A 17,135-nucleotide genomic window follows, 5' to 3' on the forward strand; every position below is an offset into this window, starting at 1 on the left:
TGAATTTCTGATGCGATTTAGCCTACCTCCTTTGGGTTATACACTGAATATTGTTTTATAAAAGATGCCGGGTTGGTTCCCGGCATCTTTTATTACGATTGTGATGTTTAGTCGGCCTTCATTATATGGCAATTATTTTCTAAAAAAAATATTTCACGTGGTGAAAAAATCTTCCAACGGATTAGTCAATCCCAATTGACCATTCACCATTCACCATTCACAATTGCCCATTCACTCTTCACGTCACCTTTTCCAGCAGTTGCTTTTCGCCCACAATCCAAACCACATCACCTAGTTCGAATGTAATCGTTGATTCGGGATTGAGTATCCGTACACCGTTCCGTTCAATGCCCACCACAAGTCCATTAGTGGCGCTGCGCAAACCTGATTCGCGGATTGTTTTTTCTAAAAATGGCGAGTCGGGTTCTATAGTAAATTTATCGAGCTCCACTTCAGCGTCGCGGAAGTTTTCCGATGTTTTGCGGTCGGGGCGGAGCACGGCATTCATCTTAATGGCCTGCGCATCTGTGCAAATCACAAACAAGCGGTCGCAGGGAAAAATGCGTTCGTGCCGCTGCGGCACCACAATCGTAATCTGCCCGCGTTTAATCATCGCTACGTTCACCCCAATCTGTTCGCGCCAGCGCAGCTCTTCCAGCGTTTTGCCAATCACCGGCGACTCCGGCGCAATTTCAAATGTGGTGAGGTGCGCATCCCACGGCGCCAATGCCACGTTGCGGATACTGGCTGCCTGCTGCATTTCCATCAGTTCCTGTTGCAGTTCGCGGTCATTTAGGTTGGCAATAAAACGGCGTTCGAGGCGGTCGTACAGTACCTGTATTTTTCTGCGAAAAACGGCGAACAAAACAACCATGATGAATGCCGCGACCAGTGCGATGGTGATGTCGAAAAACAGGTTGAGTACGAACAGGATAAAGAAAAGCGCCAGTGCCAATTTCACGCCGCGCATGATCCAGATGGGGCCTCGGTATTGCTGCTGGCTGAAGATGCGGGCAAACGATTCTGTTTGTTCGTTGCGTACCGTTAGCGCCCATAAAAAAGGAGCCATCAACAAAAGCGTTAAACTCGATGCGGAAACGGCACCAATGCGGTCTTCAAAATATTCGCTGACAAACGGCAGCAACACTTCCGAAGAAAGATAAATGATGGCGGTCAGCAACACCGAAAACACCACCAGGTTGATGATAAACGAACGCACCACTTGCTGCCAGTCGCTCACTGCTGAAATGGTTTGTGCTTCGGAACTGTACTTGGCCAGTGAAAACTTTACTTTATCCGGCAATCTTTTATCGATCCAGTTAAAAAACGGTGTGCTCCATTTGATCAGATACGGCGTGGTAAAAGTGGTGATGCCCGATACTGCAACAATAGTTGGATAAAGGAAGTCTGAAGTCACATTCAGCGCCACACCCAGCGATGCAATGATAAACGAAAATTCGCCGATCTGCGCCAGGCTCATGCCCGTTTGCAACGAAACTTTCAGGGTATTGCCCGATATAAACGCACCCAGCCCCGTGGTGATTATTTTGCCAACAATACACACAACGGTAATGATCAGGATGGGTACAATGTATTCACCGATCACACTCAGGTTGATCATCATACCCACCGACACAAAAAAGATGGCGCCGAACAGGTCCTTTACCGGCGCAACCAGGTGTTCAATTTTTTCGGCTTTGGTGGTTTCCGCCAACAGCGAGCCCATTACGAAAGCGCCCAGTGCTGCCGAAAAACCGGCATGCGATGCAAGAAACACCATCAGCAAGCACATGGCCAACGATACGATGAGCAGGATCTCGTCGTTCATCAGGTGCCGGGCTTTTTTCAACAGCGTTGGGATGAAAAAAATGCCGGCAACAAACCAAAGGATCATAAAGAACACCAGCTTTAAAATGGACAAGCCGGTTTCTACACTGAAAAAAGATTGGGTGGTGGCAAAAGTGGACAACAACACCAGGATGCCGATGGCAATGATGTCTTCTACGATCAGGATCCCAAATACCAGCGAGGCGAATTTTTTCTTTTTTAAATTGAGTTCGTCGATGGCCTTGATGATAATGGTGGTGGAAGAAACTGCCAGCACAGCGCCGAGGAAAATGGAATCCATGGTGCTCCAGCCCATCAACTGACCTGTGCCATAACCCAGCGCCATCATGCCGATGGCTTCCATGCTGGCCGCTACCGAAGACGAGCCGCCGACCTGTACCAGTTTTTTAAAACTAAACTCAAGCCCCAGGCTAAACAGCAAAAAGATCACCCCGAACTCGGCCCAAACCTGCACATCGCTTACCTCCAAAATTGAAGGCGCAAACTTGAAATTGGGGCTCACCAAAATACCCGCGATGATGTAACCCAATACCAGCGGCTGTTTCATCCACTTAAACAGCAGGGTTATTATTGCGGCCGCACCCAACATCAGGGCCAGGTCGGTGATCAATGGGGGTAAATGATGCATACTACAATCTTTTGCGCCGTGTGCTCCCTGCGGTGCCCACAGCCAGTTCCTAATGCTGTTTCCGTGAAAATTCCTCTTCGTAAGGCTAGCAAACGTTAATGTGCCAACCGAAAAAGCGATCGCCTATTTGCCTGAAATTGCGCTTGGTGACTTGTGCCGGCAGCGCAGCCGCCGGGTTTATTGAAAACGGGAGCCCATCCCGTTTTTGCGATTGTTCCAAAAATAAAAAAAACAAAGCCTGCAGCAGTCACCAATTTTCAATTTTTAAAAACAAAATGCCCCTGCTGGTGCAGGGGCATTTATAGTGAACCTGAAGGTTTTTTAATTAGTGCTTGGCAACGGCGGGCTTAGGAGCCGGTGCTTTTTCTGCAGGATCTTTTACATCGCCCAACATTTTTTTGCCACCCAGGTCAACAAGGATAGGTGCGGCAACAAAGATGGAAGAGTAAATACCAACGATTACACCAATCAGCATCGCAAACGCAAAGCCGCGGGTAACTTCACCGCCCACCAAAAACAGGATGAGGATGGTGAGGAACACAGTTAGTGACGTCATGATGGTGCGGCTCATGGTATCGTTGATGGCCCGGTTGATAATGTTCTCCCGGCTGGCACCAACCATTTGGCGGCTGTATTCACGAATCCGGTCGAAGATTACCACGGTATCGTTCATCGAGAAACCAATGATGGTGAGGATGGCCGCAATAAAGTGCTGGTCAATTTCCAGCGGGAACGGCACGATGTCCTTTGCAAAAGAGAACACGATGAGGGTTACCAACACGTCGTGCAGCAGGGCCACGATGGTACCCAGCGAATAACGCCAGTCGCGGAAGCGCACAAAAATGTAAATCGAGATCAGCAGCACCGACCAGAACGTGGCCCATTTGGCGCCGGCTACTAAGTCATCCGAAATGGTAGGCAATACCTTGGTGCGGCCCAGCAGGTTGTCGTTGTCAAACTGCTGGAAGTTTTGTGCTTTTACGTGGTTACGCAGGCCTTCATATAGCTTGGCTTCAACTGCTTCGTCTACACCATCAGCATTATCATCGATGCGGTAAGCAGTGGTGATATCGAGCTGGTTGGCACCGCCGATGGTTTTGATGACCGGGCTTTCGCCAAATGCTTTTTCCAAATCGTTTCGTACGCCTTCGATGTTGGCGGCCTGGTCAAATTTTACAATGAACGAACGGCCACCTTTGAATTCCACGCCATAATCAAAGCCGTGGAAAATCGAAGCTATACCCAGCACCAGCACCACTACGGAGATGATGTAAGCGATCTTGCGTTTTTCTACAAACTTGAAGTTGGCATGTTTGAAGATGCGGCGTGAAATAGGGGTGAAGTATTCGAGGTGACGCTTTTTGTTGGTAAAAATGTCGCTGATCCAACGGCTAACGGCAATACCGCAGAACAGGGAAAGCAACAGACCTAAGATCTGCGTGGTAGCAAAACCTTTTACCGGGCCCAAACCAAACGAAAACAAGATGATGGCAGTCAGCAAGGTAGTGATGTGACCATCGAGTACCGGCGGCAGCGAACGATGGTAGCCGTCGTTGATGGCCTGCTGGTACGATTTGCCCCGCGTCAGTTCTTCTTTAATACGTTCGTAAATCAGTACGTTGGTATCTACCGCCATACCAATGGTCAGCACCAAACCGGCGATACCAGGGGCAGTCAAAGTAGCGCCCAGACCGGTTAATACGCCAATGGTAAACAGCAGGTTCAGGACCAGGGCTATGTTAGCCACCCAGCCGCTGGTATTATAATATACCAGCATCAGGATAAAGATCACGAGGAACGAAATGCCGAAAGCCAGCACACCACCCTGGATCGCATCGGCGCCGAGGGTAGGACCTACCACCTGCTCCTGAACAATTTTAGCGGGAGCCGGCAGTTTACCTGCTTTCAAAATGTTCGAAAGGTCGGTAGCTTCTTCAGGGGTAAATGAACCCGAGATAGAAGAGTTGCCGCCTTCGATCACGTCGTTTACACGGGGAGCAGAGTATACAATATTATCCAGCACAATTGCAATGGATTTGCCTTTGTTGGCGCGGGTCATATTGGCCCAGGTGCGGGCACCTGCCGGGTTCATTTTCATGGTCACCTCGGGCTGGCCGGTAGTGGGGTTAAAATCCGAACGGGCATCCACAACGGCTTCACCTTCCAGCGGCGCTTTGTCCATGCCTTTGGTTTTCAAACCATAGAGGGCAACAAAGTTTGCTTTCTTGTTATTCTCCTGTGTTTCCGGAATACCATATGCCCACTGGATATCGGCAGGGAAATTAGCCGCTACTGCAGGGTTGGTGAGGTATTGACGAACGATGGAAGTATCACGGATCGCAACCAGGCCAATCTGGCCATTGTCAACAGCCTGACCAGTTTGCGGGTTTACCATAAATGAAATGTACTGCCACAGGGTTTTGCGGCTGGTGCTGTCGGTGGTGGCTTTTGCAGCAGGTGTAGTGCCGGTTTTGCTCAGCTCTTCCGAAAGGCGTGCATTACCCGAATCAGGGGTTGCAGTGGCGGTAGTTGCGGTGGTGTCAACAGCGGGTTTTGTAGTATCTGCCGCTGCTTCTCCACCCATAATTACGTTAAACGCCTCATCTGCGCGACCAATGGATTGGCCGAGTTCCGAAATATTATATACTTCCCAGAACTGCAGGTTCGCCGAAGATTGCAGGTATTTGCGTACACGCTCCTGGTCCTGAACGCCGGGCAGTTCTACGGTAATAATGCCGCGGGCCGGGTCGGGGTTAATGTTGGGTTGTGCTACGCCAAATTGGTCAATCCGGGTACGCAATACGCGGAAAGTGCGGTTAAATGCTTCCGAAGCTTCGTCGCGGATCACGCCAACAACCTTATCGTCGCTGTCATTGATCTTGATGTCGGGGTTGCTGGTGTTGGCAAACAAGGAAGCAAGGCGACTGTTAGGCGCCAGCTTTTTGTATTCCTCCACAAACAGCGTTACGTAATCGGCGTTGGAGTTGGCTTTACGCTTGTTGGCGTTATCTAGCGCTTTCAGAAAGTTGGCATCTTTCGAGTTGTTACTCATGGAGCGCAGCAGGCCCGAAAGCTCCACCTCCATGGTTACGTTGATACCGCCCTGCAGGTCGAGGCCGAGGTTCAGCTCGTTTTCCTTTGCCTGCTGGTAAGAAATGGCTCCCTGTATGCCGTAATGAACCGTTTCATCTTTGGTGCTGTCTAGGAGGCGCTTCAGGCGATCCTTGTACTGCAGTTCTTTGGTGATGGCATCAGCATTGGGGTAGTTGGTGGAAACATAGCTGTTGGCTTGTGCTTCCATCTTCTTTTCGTGGCTACGTACTACCCATGTAAACGATAGCTCGTAAATAGAATACAGGATTAATAAAATGGTGAAAAAACGGACCAGGCCTTTTAATTGCATACACGGAATTTTAAACGAGGGGCAAATATAGCCTTTTCGGTCTATATTCATACGCTAATTATGCACCCTAAAAAACGGCTGAAAGTGCCGTGAAACAAGCATTTAACAGGAAATAAAGTCTTTGCCCATATCGGCTTTTAATTACAGGTGTTTTATTTTGGCAGGGGCTATTTTGCCTCAGCCACAAACATGAGTTTGCTTACAAATACACCCATCTTTTCGTCAAACGCCACAACCAACGGATTCACTTCACTCGTATCCGCCTGAATAAATATCTACTATTCTCATTTTTATTATTTGTTCAACAAACACAGGTTGTTTTTTAATAAACAAAATATAGGGCAGCTATTTGCTGCAAAAATTTCAAAATAAGTAGGAAGTGCTTAAATTCGCGGGCACTCTAAAAATGAAATTCCAATGGTATTAGCAGCGCGGCTACAACGATTTAGCGAGCCGGAAACCTTGAAAATGGCCAAACTTGGACGCGAACTGCGTACCCAGGGCCACGATGTAATTGACCTTAGCTTAGGCGAACCCGATTTCGACGTTCCGGATCATATAAAGGAGGCTGCAAAAAAAGCCGTTGATGAAAACTGGAGCCACTACACGCCGGTGCCCGGTTACGTGGATGTTCGGGAAGCCGTTTGCCACAAACTAAAACGCGACAACGGGCTTGAATATGCCTGCGAAAACATCGTGGTTTCCACCGGTGCCAAGCAAAGCCTGGCCAATGTGATCCTGGCTTTGGTAGACCAGGGCGACGAAGTAATCATTCCCACACCGTACTGGGTTACCTACGCGGCGTTGGTGCAACTGGCACAAGGCAAGGTGGTGGAAATTAAAACCGACCTGGCTTGCGGATATAAAATTACCCCGGAGCAACTCGAGGCGGCCATTACGCCAAAAACAAAAGCGTTCATGTTCTCATCGCCCTGCAACCCAAGCGGCGCCGTATATACTAAAGAAGAGCTGGAAGGGTTGGCCGAAGTATTTCGCAAGCACCCTTCGGTTGTGGTGATCTCCGACGAGATTTACGAGTACATTATTTATGGCGAAAAACCGGTCAGCATTGCTGCACTGGAAGGCATGAAAGACCGCACTGTTATTGTAAACGGTTTGTCGAAAGGCTTCGCTATGACTGGCTGGCGTATTGGTTATATTGCCGGACCGGCTGCGTTAGCCAAGGCCTGCGAAAAAATCCAGGGCCAGATGACCAGCGGCACCAATTCGGTAGCACAGCGTGCCACCATCACGGCGCTTACTGCACCGCTGGATGCTTCTGTCGCAATGGTGGAGCAATTTACCGCCCGCCGTGCCCGTATGGTAGAACTGCTGCGCGGCATTGCCGGTATGGAACTGGCTGAGCCTGATGGTGCATTTTACGCATTCCCACGGGTTGATGCGTTCTTTGGTAAAAAAGCCGCAGACGGTTCTGTCATTGCCAATGCCGACGACCTGTGCATGTACCTGCTGAACACAGCGCATGTTTCCACCGTTACCGGTTCTGCATTTGGCAACCCCGAGTGCATTCGTCTTTCTTTTGCCAACAGCATGCCCAACATTGAAAAGGGCCTGACCCGCATTAAGGAAGCATTGGAAAAATTGAGCTAAGCAATGAAGTGAGCTAATTTTCTTAATTGCATAGAAGAACAGGCGGTCTCCAAAAGACCGCCTGTTTTGTTTTATTTATTGAAAAAATTTCTTACAAGAAAGAATGCAGCAATCTGCTATCGACGCAAGATCTAGTCATATAGGGGATGTCATGCCGAACTTGTTTCGGCATCCCCTGCACATTCAGAAACCCGGAATATAAATGGAGATGCCGAAACAAGTTCGGCATGACATCCAAAAGGTTTAAAGATGCTACTCGATAGCATGTTGCTATCAAAACAGCTTTGCAAAATCCCCTATAAAAAACTATTTCGTTTGCAGCGCAGCCGCCCGCTGCAACAAAACTTCATGCAATTCCAACACCTGCGGAATAAGCAATGCCTGTTCATCATTTTGCAACACAAAATCGCACAACTTCATTTTAATACTTTCCTCTATTTGTCGCGCCATGCGGTTCGCAACTTCTTCGCGGGTAACGCCATCGCGGTCCATCACACGCTTCATACGCAATGTCTTTGGGCTGCTTACGCCAATCACCAGATCGAGTCCGGCGGCGGAGCCGCTTTCAAAAAGAAGCGCGGCTTCTTTTATAAAATAAGGTGCAGTTTGCCGCGCCATCCATTGTTCCGCATCGCGGATGGTAGGCGGGTGCACTAAGCGGTTCAGCAATTCCAATCGCGTGGGATCGGAAAACACGATCGCTGCCAGCTTTTTGCGATCCAGTTGTTCGTTAACATATATGTCCGCACCAAAATGCAGCTTTAGATTTTCCTTTAATTCGGCATCGGTGTGGTACAACCGCTTCGATGCCGCATCGGCATAATACACCGGCACACCCAGCACTTCGAAGATTTTCGCCACCGTGGTTTTTCCCGAACCAATGCCGCCGGTCAGTCCAACTATTAATGCCATGAATAAAAAATGTACAAAATAAAAAATCCGAAATCCAGAAAGCTACCTGCTTTGGATTTCGGATTTCATGCAAAAATATTTCAAGGTTATTTTTTGTCGGTGGCCAACGCAGCTTTGTTCAGCTGGTTGCTCCATTCGAGGGAAATAGCCGATTTTTCGATTTTCAGGTAAGAGCCCGGGTTGATCTCCAGTTGCAGGGTGCCGTCTTCGTTTACGCGGTTTACCACGCCATGAATGCCGGCAATGGTTACCACGCGATCGCCTTTCTGCAGGCTTTCGATAAATGTTTTCTGCTGCTTTTGTTTTTTAGCCTGCGGACGGATAAAAAACAGCCAGAATACCACGATCATCAGTCCAAGAAAAATAAACTGGAAACCGCCGCCACCCGGCGCAGCTTGTAAAAGATACATGTTCATTATAGGTGATTGATAATTGAAGAAATTGAAAAAAGTGAAAGATCAAAACGCAAAACCAAAAACTGCATCAGCACTCTTGATTGCGTTTTGTATTCCGCTTTTTATTTTACCACTTCCACGCGGAAGTTGAGTTGGTGGTAAGGTGTGCCGGTGGTGTTGGCATCAACCGAAATTGCCTTGCGGTGTTCGCCTTCGCTTTGGCTGTTGCTGTCAAACTTTCCTTTGATTACGCCTTCCTCACCGGGAGCCAATGGCGCTTCGGGTTTTTCGGCAACGGTGCAACCGCAACCCGGGCGTACACTTTGGATCACAAGCGGTTTGTCGCCGGCGTTTTTAAAACGCCAGGAAATTTCCACCACCTGGCCTTTTTTTACTTTCCCCAAATCCTGGTAGGTGGAGTCGATCCACTGAATGGCCGTGTACGATGCAGTGTCGGCAATGGCGTTCACTTCGCTCATTGGCTCCGTGGCCGCAGTGGTGTTCGCATCATTTTGATTGCAGGCCGCCAGTACAGCTGCTGCAAAAAGTATAGCAAAAACTTTTTTCATAAACATTTGTTTGCGGTGCAAAATTACAGGAATAGCGGAAACATGCGTATGCCGATGTGCTGTGGGTTGTTTGTGCCGCAACCGGCTTTTCAATTTTTGATAATATCCAACTCTGGTGCAGTCAAAATTCAACAATTAAAAAAGTCAAAATGCCAATCCTGTTTCGGATTTCGATTGCCAACTTTTCGGATTTTTTCAAACAATCAAACCCGATTACGCTTTCCTAAAATCCGTCTTCTGCAACTTACCGGTTTGCACCAGCTCCTTATGAATATTGTCCAGGATACCATTTACAAACTGGCCGCTTTGGGCAGTGCTGTATTCTTTTGCCAGGTCAATGTATTCGTTGATCGTAACCTTGGGCGGGATGGTATCGAAATACAAAAACTCCGCAACGCCCATTTTCATCAGGATCATGTCGAGCACGGCAATCCGCTCTGCATCCCAGTTCTGCAGCCGTGGATGGATAAAAGTTTCAAGGTGTTCCGCCTTTTCCAAAACCGCTTGCAGGAGGCCTTTTGCAAAACTCCATTTATCGGCAGAAATAAGAGTGCGGAAATCAAAAGTGCCGGGTTTGGCCAGGTACATTAGAAACAGTTGGATGGCCATTTCACCATCGTCATCCCAGTTCATGTACAGTTCTTCAATATGGCTCAGAAACGCTTCGTTTGGCAGGATCAGTTGTTCCCACACAAAATGAACAATGGTTCGTTCCTCATCTTTTTTGCGTTCCGGCGAAGCGATGTACGCTTTGTATTCGGCCGACTCGGTGAGCTGTACATAAATGCGGCGCACCAGGTCTTTATCAATGCGGTGCACCAGCTTTTCGGTGTCGCGGGCAGTGGTAAATGAAGTGTCTTCTTTGATGCGCCACAACAATTCGTTGCCGGCAATTTTGGTATTTACATTCAGATCCTGTGCAGTAGGTAAATGCTTGGAAGCACGGTGGTGGGCGTCGGTTTCGGCGTACGACAATACCTGGTTCAAAAACTCGATCATGTAGATCAGCAAACTCCGCGATTCGTCGAAATGTTTTTGCAGCAACTTTACCGGTTCGCCTGGTTTTACTTCCTGTTCCAGGGTATCAATAGTATATAAGGTCTGCATCACTTTTACCCTGATATTTCTTCTGCTGATCATATGCAATGAGCTATTTTGAGCCGGCGAAGATAGTAAAGAAGGGGGGAAAAAGGGAGGCCAAGAAATGGTTAATTTAGTCGGGCCTGTATTTAAACAGGTTATCCGCAGCTTATCATTTTACCAACAAACCAGTACCATGCACCGCCGAAAATTTTTGCAGCAAACCGCACTTGTAGCATTGGCAACGCCTTTTGCCCGCTGGGCGCCGGCGCCCAAAAACGGGCAGTTCATGACGGTAAATGGTCCGCTGGACACAGCCGGCCTCGGTTATATTTTACCACACGAACATATATTGGTAGACTTTGTTGGTGCCGACAAAGTGAGCCGCGACCGGTACGACCGGGAAGCGGTGGCGGCCTTGATGCTGCCGCTTTTAATTGACGCAAAAAAGGCCGGCTGTACCGCGTTTTTCGATTGCACGCCACAATTCCTGGGCCGAGATGTACAGTTATTGCAGCGCCTGTCGCAGAGCGTGGGATTGCCCATTATTACCAACACCGGTTTGTACAGCGCCCGGAATAACATGTTTATTCCGCCTTATGCTTTTGAGCAGTCTGCCGAACAGCTCGCAGCCGCGTGGATCCGTGAATTTGAAGAAGGCATTGAGGGCACGGGCATCAAACCCGGTTTTATAAAAATTAGTGTGGATGCGCACCCGCTTACTGAGATGAATAAAAAGATAGTGCGGGCTGCAGCGCTGACACACAAAGCCACCGGGCTAACCATATCGTCGCATACCGGCAGCGGGCAGGCAGCGTTGGAGCAACTGGATATTGTGCAGGCCGAAGGTGTAGCTGCTGCCGCTTTTATTTGGGTGCATGCGCAAAATGAAAAGACCCATTCCTACTTTACTGAAGCGGCAAAAAAAGGAGCGTGGATTTCATTTGATGGTTTGGGCTGGCAACCGGTGGACGAATATGTGGCCCTTATTAAAGGGATGCAGCAACAAAAACTGATGCACCAAATCCTTATTTCGCATGATGCGGGTTGGTACGAAGTAGGCAGGGAGGGTGGTGGCAAACAACAGCCGTTTACCAATCTGTTTCAGCAACTAATTCCGAAATTGAAAACAGCAGGTTTTACGGAAAAACAGTTGCAGCAATTATTTCACCATAACCCGGTTGCCGCTTTTTCGGTAAACAAAAGGCTGGTTTAAAAAATAATGTAGCAGCATTTTTTACAATGCTAAACCAACCGCAACAACTTCGTGCTCCTTGCTTTTCTTCGTGCCTTCTTGGTTCAACTTAGGCCGGTTCCATCTTGCCCGCCAGTGCCGCAATTACCAATCCCATTACTGCAATCAAAGAAAAAGAAAGCCGCAAGGATGCAATACCTGCCAGCAACCCAATGAGCGGCGGACCAATTAAAAAGCCTATAAAGCCGATGGAGGAAACCGTTGCCAAGGCCATCCCTGCCGACATTACTTTACTGCGGCCCGCAGCGCTGTACACCAGCGGCACGATGGAAGAAACGCCAAAGCCAACTAGGAAAAAACCGGCCAGCGCAGGCGCCATCTTTGGAAACGCAACCGCAATGGAAAGGCCCAGGGCGGTGAGCAAACCGCTTACCTGCAAGGTGCGCTTTAATCCAAATTTGGTAGAAAACCAATCGGCAATAAAACGGCCGGTGGCCATGGTGCACATAAAAACGGTGTAGCCGGCGCCCACCCAGGCGGCCTTTGCATGCACCACTTTTTGGAAATAAATACCGCTCCAGTCAAACATGGCGCCTTCGCAAATCATGGAGCAAAAGGTAATGAGCCCAAGCTTCAGCAGGTGCCGGTCGGGTTTAACAAAAAGCTTTTGGCCGGTGGCGCCGGTATGGAGGTCTTCTTTTAAGGTAAAACGAAAAGTAAGTGCCAGCGCCAGCACCATAAAAGAAAGGATGAGCACAAAATGCTGGTACGGCGCAATGCTGTGCCCGATCATGTACGAACCAATAGCCGCAGCGGTAAAACCTGCCAGCGACCAAAGTCCATGAAATGAAGCCATCACCGAACGTTGGTAAATGGCCTCAACGCCAACGGCCTGTGTATTGACCGAAATATTGGAAAGATTGCCGCCGATGCCAAACACCGCCAGCACGCCGATGAGTTGCCATTTGGTAGTGGCCATGCCCAGCCCGCACAGCGTAATGCCATAAAAAACCAGCGCCGCCGTTACAATGGTGCGGCTGCCGAGTTTGGAAACCAGCCACCCGGCAAAAGGCAAGGAAATCATGGAGCCGACCGGAAGTGAAAACAGTACTAGTCCCAACTCTGCATCGCTTAGGTGTAGCGACTGCTGGATGCTGGGAATGCGGCTGGCCCAGGATGCAAAACAAATTCCCTGTAAAAAAAACAGCACACTCACAGCCACACGGCGTGCTTTGCGTGTCTGCGAAAATTTCAACGCATAGTCTTGCATGGGCGCAAAGGTAGGCGGAGTGGCGGTGAATGGTGAATGGGCAATAATAAAGGGTAAAAGGGACGATTATTAATTATTGATGATTCATTATTTCCTGCAAACATTGTATACTTCGAAACCAGCAAGCTAATAATCAATAATTTAATAATTGTCCCTATTCACCATTGCCCATTCACCTTTCACGCCCGCATAACAGTAAACACCCATTTGCCATTCCAGGCTACCGCGGGGTTTGTAAAAATGCAAATTTGACAGGCGGACTGAAATTTTTTTCAACCCGGCAACCCCTTTCCCGGCGCGGCCTGTCAAAAACTGCAATTTTTTCCGTTTCATCGGCGGTGGCACACAATTCGCCTACCTTTGCCCGCTGTTCGTCGATAGCGTTTTAAGCCCGGCGAAACGGTATTCGTAATCATTAAACCAAAAATTCATACACGTATGGCTAACAAATTGAATGTTACCCCGCTGCACGACAGAGTTATTGTGAAGCCGGCTGCTGCTGAAGAGAAAACCGCCGGTGGCATCATCATTCCCGACACCGCTAAAGAAAAGCCCCAGCGTGGTGTTGTGATTGCTGCAGGTCCTGGCAAAAAGGACGAGCCGGTAACCGTTAAAGAAGGTGATACTGTATTGTATGGCAAATATGCCGGTACCGAAATCTCCATCGAAGGAGCCGACTACCTCATCATGCGTGAAAGCGACATTCTGGCAATTGTATAACATTTGAAAATTAGAAGATGTGCTGATGCATGTTAGCCGCTTCAATTTTCAACTCATTTCAAATTTTCAAATCCAAGCATTTTCAAATTAAACTGTTATGGCAAAACAACTGTTTTTCGAAACTGATGCCCGCAATAAAATGAAGCGTGGCGTTGACGTTCTGGCCAACGCTGTGAAAGTTACCCTCGGACCTAAAGGCCGCAACGTGGTAATTGAGAAAAAATTTGGCGCTCCTTCCGTTACTAAAGACGGTGTAAGCGTGGCCAAAGAAGTAGAACTGGAAGACGCCATTGAAAATATGGGCGCCCAGATGGTGAAAGAAGTAGCATCTAAAACTGCTGATGTAGCAGGCGATGGTACTACCACTGCAACTGTTCTGGCCCAGGCCATCATCACCGAAGGTCTGAAAAACGTAGCTGCCGGTGCCAACCCAATGGACCTGAAACGCGGTATCGACAAAGCCGTTCGTGCTGTTGTTGAAAACCTGCGTGCACAATCTCAGGAAGTTGGTAACGACAACCAAAAGATCCAGCAGGTTGCTTCGATCTCTGCCAACAATGACGAAGAAATTGGTAAACTGATTGCTGAAGCAATGGAGAAAGTTTCTAAAGATGGCGTTATTACCATCGAAGAAGCTAAAGGCATTGAAACCACTGTTGACGTGGTAGAAGGTATGCAGTTCGACCGCGGTTACATTTCTCCATATTTTGTTACCAACAGCGAGAAAATGGAAGCCGAACTGGACAACCCTTACATCATGATCTATGATAAAAAGGTTTCCAGCATGAAAGACATTCTCCACATCCTGGAGAAAGTGGCCCAGCAAGGTGCACCGCTCCTGATCATCTCCGAAGATCTGGAAGGTGAAGCACTGGCTACACTGGTAGTAAACAAACTGCGTGGCACCCTGAAAGTGGCCGCTGTTAAAGCTCCTGGCTTTGGCGACCGCCGCAAGGAAATGCTGCAGGACATCGCTATCCTTACCAAGGGTATCGTGATCTCCGAAGAGCAAGGTTACAAACTGGAAAATGCTGACCTCACTTACCTCGGCCGTGCTGAGCGTGTAGTGATCAACAAAGACAACACTGTGGTTGTTGGTGGCCGTGGCGAAAAAGCCGACATCCAAAGCCGCATTGGTCAGATCAAATCTCAGATCGAAAACACTACTTCCGACTACGATCGCGAAAAACTGCAAGAGCGTTTGGCTAAGTTGAGCGGTGGTGTAGCTGTACTGAATGTTGGTGCTGCTACCGAAGTAGAAATGAAAGAGAAAAAAGACCGCGTTGACGACGCCCTGCACGCTACCCGCGCTGCTGTGGAGGAAGGCATTGTTCCTGGTGGTGGTGTAGCTTATGTTCGTGCCATCGACGCGCTGAGCAACATCGATACCCTGAACAATGACGAAGCAACCGGTGTGCAGATCGTTCGCCGTTCGCTGGAAGAGCCGCTGCGCCAGATTGTTGAAAACTGCGGAATTGAAGGTTCTGTTGTAGTAAACAAAGTTCGCGAAGGCCAGGCCGATTATGGCTTCAATGCCCGCACCGAGCAGTATGAGAACCTCATTGCTGCAGGTGTGATCGATCCTACCAAAGTTAGCCGCATTGCATTGGAAAATGCTGCTTCTATTGCCGGTATGCTGCTCACCACTGAGTGTGTAATTGCCGACAAACCCGAGCCTAAATCTGCTGCTGGCGCTCCTGCCGGTATGCCTGGTGGCATGGGTATGGATTATTAATCCAAGCATTTCCCTACGCTTGCTGCACCGGCAGGCAACGGGTAAACAATACAACCCCTTTCTTAAAGACTTTGTCGATGAGAGAGGGGTTTTTGTTGGTACCGATACAAGCGCACCATTGATGAGCAATTGAAATGGCCAATCGGTTCATTGAAACAACAAATCACGAACATTTGATTGTTCAAACGGCTCTACAATTTGATCTAAAAGTGCAGTTTCAGTAAACAAAATGACGATTATCCATTTTCGATCTTTTGATGGTGTAATAATATTTTTATTTATTTTAGTTTTCGATCGAAAAGCACAACATCCAATTCCTACCGCGCCTGTTAATCTTCCTGGAGAAGAACCATGGTATCCTGGCCAGGAGGTATTGTTTAAACAAAAGCAATTCGGGCTGAAGCCGTACAATGGTTGTTTCAAAAATTTAAAAGCCGCATCCAGGATGCGGCTTTTGCTTTTTACCAACCAAATTCCCCACTATTTTTTACTGCCTCATTTTACTTTCTGGCACCTCCTTTGTCTATGGATGGCAAACCTTACTTTATATGAAAACAAGAATCAGTGTTTTGTGTGCAGCTGCGCTGTTAACCTTCACATCCGTACAAGCCCAACGCCCCACAGCGCAGATCAGGGGCGGTTTAAACCTCGCAAATATTTCGGTTAATGATGACGGTGATGTTTCCAAATCCAACCAGCTTGCTTCGTACCAAATTGGTATTGTAGGCGACATTCCACTGGTGGGCATGCTGCACTTGCAGCCCGGTGTTATTTACACGGGTAAAGGTGCTAAGGTGGAACGCGGCAATGAGGGCGCTGCTAATTATTACAAAGCAACCACCAGCCCGAAGTACGTCGAGATTCCAGCCACTGCCGTATTGAAAATTCCCATTGGCGCCAACAGCAGCTTTAACGCGGGTTTTGGTCCCTACTTAGGTATTGGTGTTGGTGGTAAAAGAAAATTGGAAACAGCCTTCGGCAGTGCTGAATCAGAGATCAAATTTTCTGATGATGATCCAACCACATTCAACAACGAAGAAGGCACTGGCTTTGGCGTAATGCGCCGTTTTGATTATGGTTTCAATACTTCTGTAGGATTGGAAGGAAAGTCGCTGGTGCTGAGTGCCAATTATGGTTATGGATTGGCAAAACTGCAGTCCGGCACCAACAACAATGCGGATAACAACAACAAGCACCGCGTGTTGAGTTTTACCCTTGGCTTTAAGTTGTAATCTGAATTTAAAAAATAACATGCGCCTGTTGTGCTGTGTATTTAGGCAGTGCAGCAGGCTTTTTTATGCGGGTAAATAAAGTCGATGAATCATTTACAGCCCCGCTGAAAGGTGCGGTACCTGTATATTTGCAACATGGAATGGAGAAGATGGCTGGCAGTTGGTGCAGCCTTATTGTTGATCGGGTTTAGCTTTTTGCCTTGGGTATATATTGAGGCTGCAAACCTTACGCTGCCCGGCACCAATGATATGGGCCTCAACTACGGGCCACGTGGCCGTGGTCATATTTATTTTGCTGTTATCTGCATCATCATGATCCTGATCCGGAAAAACTGGAGCATGTTGTTTGCCATTGTGGTGGCCATGATCAACCTTGCATTTGCAGCTTCACATTTATACGTGTATCGCTGTACGGCTGGCATTTGCCCCGATAAATTGTACGGGCTTTACCTCACCATCATAGCCAGTGTGCTGTTGCTTGCCGGCTTGTTGTATTCGCCGGTAAATCCTGAAAAGAAATAACGCATGTTGCATCAT

Annotated in this window: 13 protein-coding genes; 6 read left to right on the forward strand and 7 right to left on the reverse strand. The window is 48.2% G+C overall.

Translation table 11 applies throughout. The features are described from left to right. Positions 1–238: 238 nt before the first annotated feature. Both EPD17_RS11525 and secDF read right to left on the reverse strand, forming a co-directional pair. On the reverse strand, positions 239–2,476 hold the full coding sequence (locus EPD17_RS11525; protein WP_132054359.1) for a cation:proton antiporter domain-containing protein: 2,238 nt from the start codon (positions 2,474–2,476) through the stop codon (positions 239–241). A gap of 325 nt (positions 2,477–2,801) precedes the next feature. Then, entirely contained in the window at positions 2,802–5,879 is a 3,078-nt protein-coding gene (gene secDF, locus EPD17_RS11530) for a protein translocase subunit SecDF (protein WP_132054361.1), read from the reverse strand. 468 nt (positions 5,880–6,347) lie between these two features. Between secDF and EPD17_RS11535 the strand changes: the two genes are divergently transcribed. Further along, positions 6,348–7,490, forward strand: a complete 1,143-nt coding sequence (locus EPD17_RS11535) for a pyridoxal phosphate-dependent aminotransferase (RefSeq protein WP_240040597.1) — start codon at positions 6,348–6,350, stop codon at positions 7,488–7,490. A gap of 306 nt (positions 7,491–7,796) precedes the next feature. On the opposite strand, the gene coaE is transcribed toward EPD17_RS11535, so the two are convergent. From coaE to nusB, 4 genes are all read right to left on the reverse strand, one after another. Next, entirely contained in the window at positions 7,797–8,402 is a 606-nt protein-coding gene (coaE, locus tag EPD17_RS11540; RefSeq protein WP_132054365.1) for a dephospho-CoA kinase, read from the reverse strand. Between the two features lie 86 nt (positions 8,403–8,488). After that, positions 8,489–8,818: a preprotein translocase subunit YajC gene (yajC, locus tag EPD17_RS11545; RefSeq protein WP_114234162.1), complete on the reverse strand. Its 330-nt coding sequence runs from the start codon at positions 8,816–8,818 to the stop codon at positions 8,489–8,491. A gap of 101 nt (positions 8,819–8,919) precedes the next feature. Further along, the gene (locus EPD17_RS11550) at positions 8,920–9,366 is read right to left on the reverse strand and encodes a DUF1573 domain-containing protein (protein WP_132054367.1); all 447 of its coding nucleotides are present in this window, start codon (positions 9,364–9,366) and stop codon (positions 8,920–8,922) included. Between the two features lie 213 nt (positions 9,367–9,579). Then, positions 9,580–10,506 carry a transcription antitermination factor NusB gene (nusB, locus tag EPD17_RS11555; protein WP_132054369.1) on the reverse strand — a complete coding sequence of 309 codons (927 nt, stop codon included), beginning with the start codon at positions 10,504–10,506 and terminating at the stop codon, positions 9,580–9,582. Positions 10,507–10,642: 136 nt separating this feature from the next. Between nusB and EPD17_RS11560 the strand changes: the two genes are divergently transcribed. Further along, positions 10,643–11,662, forward strand: a complete 1,020-nt coding sequence (locus tag EPD17_RS11560; RefSeq protein WP_165929597.1) for a phosphotriesterase family protein — start codon at positions 10,643–10,645, stop codon at positions 11,660–11,662. Between the two features lie 88 nt (positions 11,663–11,750). Here EPD17_RS11560 and EPD17_RS11565 read toward each other — a convergent pair whose 3' ends face one another. Next, entirely contained in the window at positions 11,751–12,911 is a 1,161-nt protein-coding gene (locus EPD17_RS11565) for an MFS transporter (RefSeq protein ID WP_132054373.1), read from the reverse strand. Positions 12,912–13,349: 438 nt separating this feature from the next. On the opposite strand from EPD17_RS11565, the gene EPD17_RS11570 reads away from it, so the two are divergent. From EPD17_RS11570 to EPD17_RS11585, 4 genes are all read left to right on the forward strand, one after another. Then, positions 13,350–13,631, forward strand: a complete 282-nt coding sequence (locus EPD17_RS11570) for a co-chaperone GroES (RefSeq protein WP_073041249.1) — start codon at positions 13,350–13,352, stop codon at positions 13,629–13,631. Between the two features lie 97 nt (positions 13,632–13,728). Further along, positions 13,729–15,366 carry a chaperonin GroEL gene (gene groL, locus EPD17_RS11575; protein WP_114234159.1) on the forward strand — a complete coding sequence of 546 codons (1,638 nt, stop codon included), beginning with the start codon at positions 13,729–13,731 and terminating at the stop codon, positions 15,364–15,366. A gap of 548 nt (positions 15,367–15,914) precedes the next feature. After that, the gene (locus EPD17_RS11580; RefSeq protein ID WP_114234158.1) at positions 15,915–16,598 is read left to right on the forward strand and encodes an outer membrane beta-barrel protein; all 684 of its coding nucleotides are present in this window, start codon (positions 15,915–15,917) and stop codon (positions 16,596–16,598) included. Between the two features lie 135 nt (positions 16,599–16,733). Then, positions 16,734–17,120 (forward strand): hypothetical protein, encoded by a 387-nt coding sequence (locus tag EPD17_RS11585; protein ID WP_114234157.1) that lies wholly within the window; start codon positions 16,734–16,736, stop codon positions 17,118–17,120. Positions 17,121–17,135 lie beyond the last annotated feature (15 nt).

This window comes from Pseudocnuella soli, assembly GCF_004347775.1.
In the GTDB taxonomy this organism is placed as follows: Bacteria; Bacteroidota; Bacteroidia; order Chitinophagales; family Chitinophagaceae; genus Flavisolibacter; species Flavisolibacter aquaticus.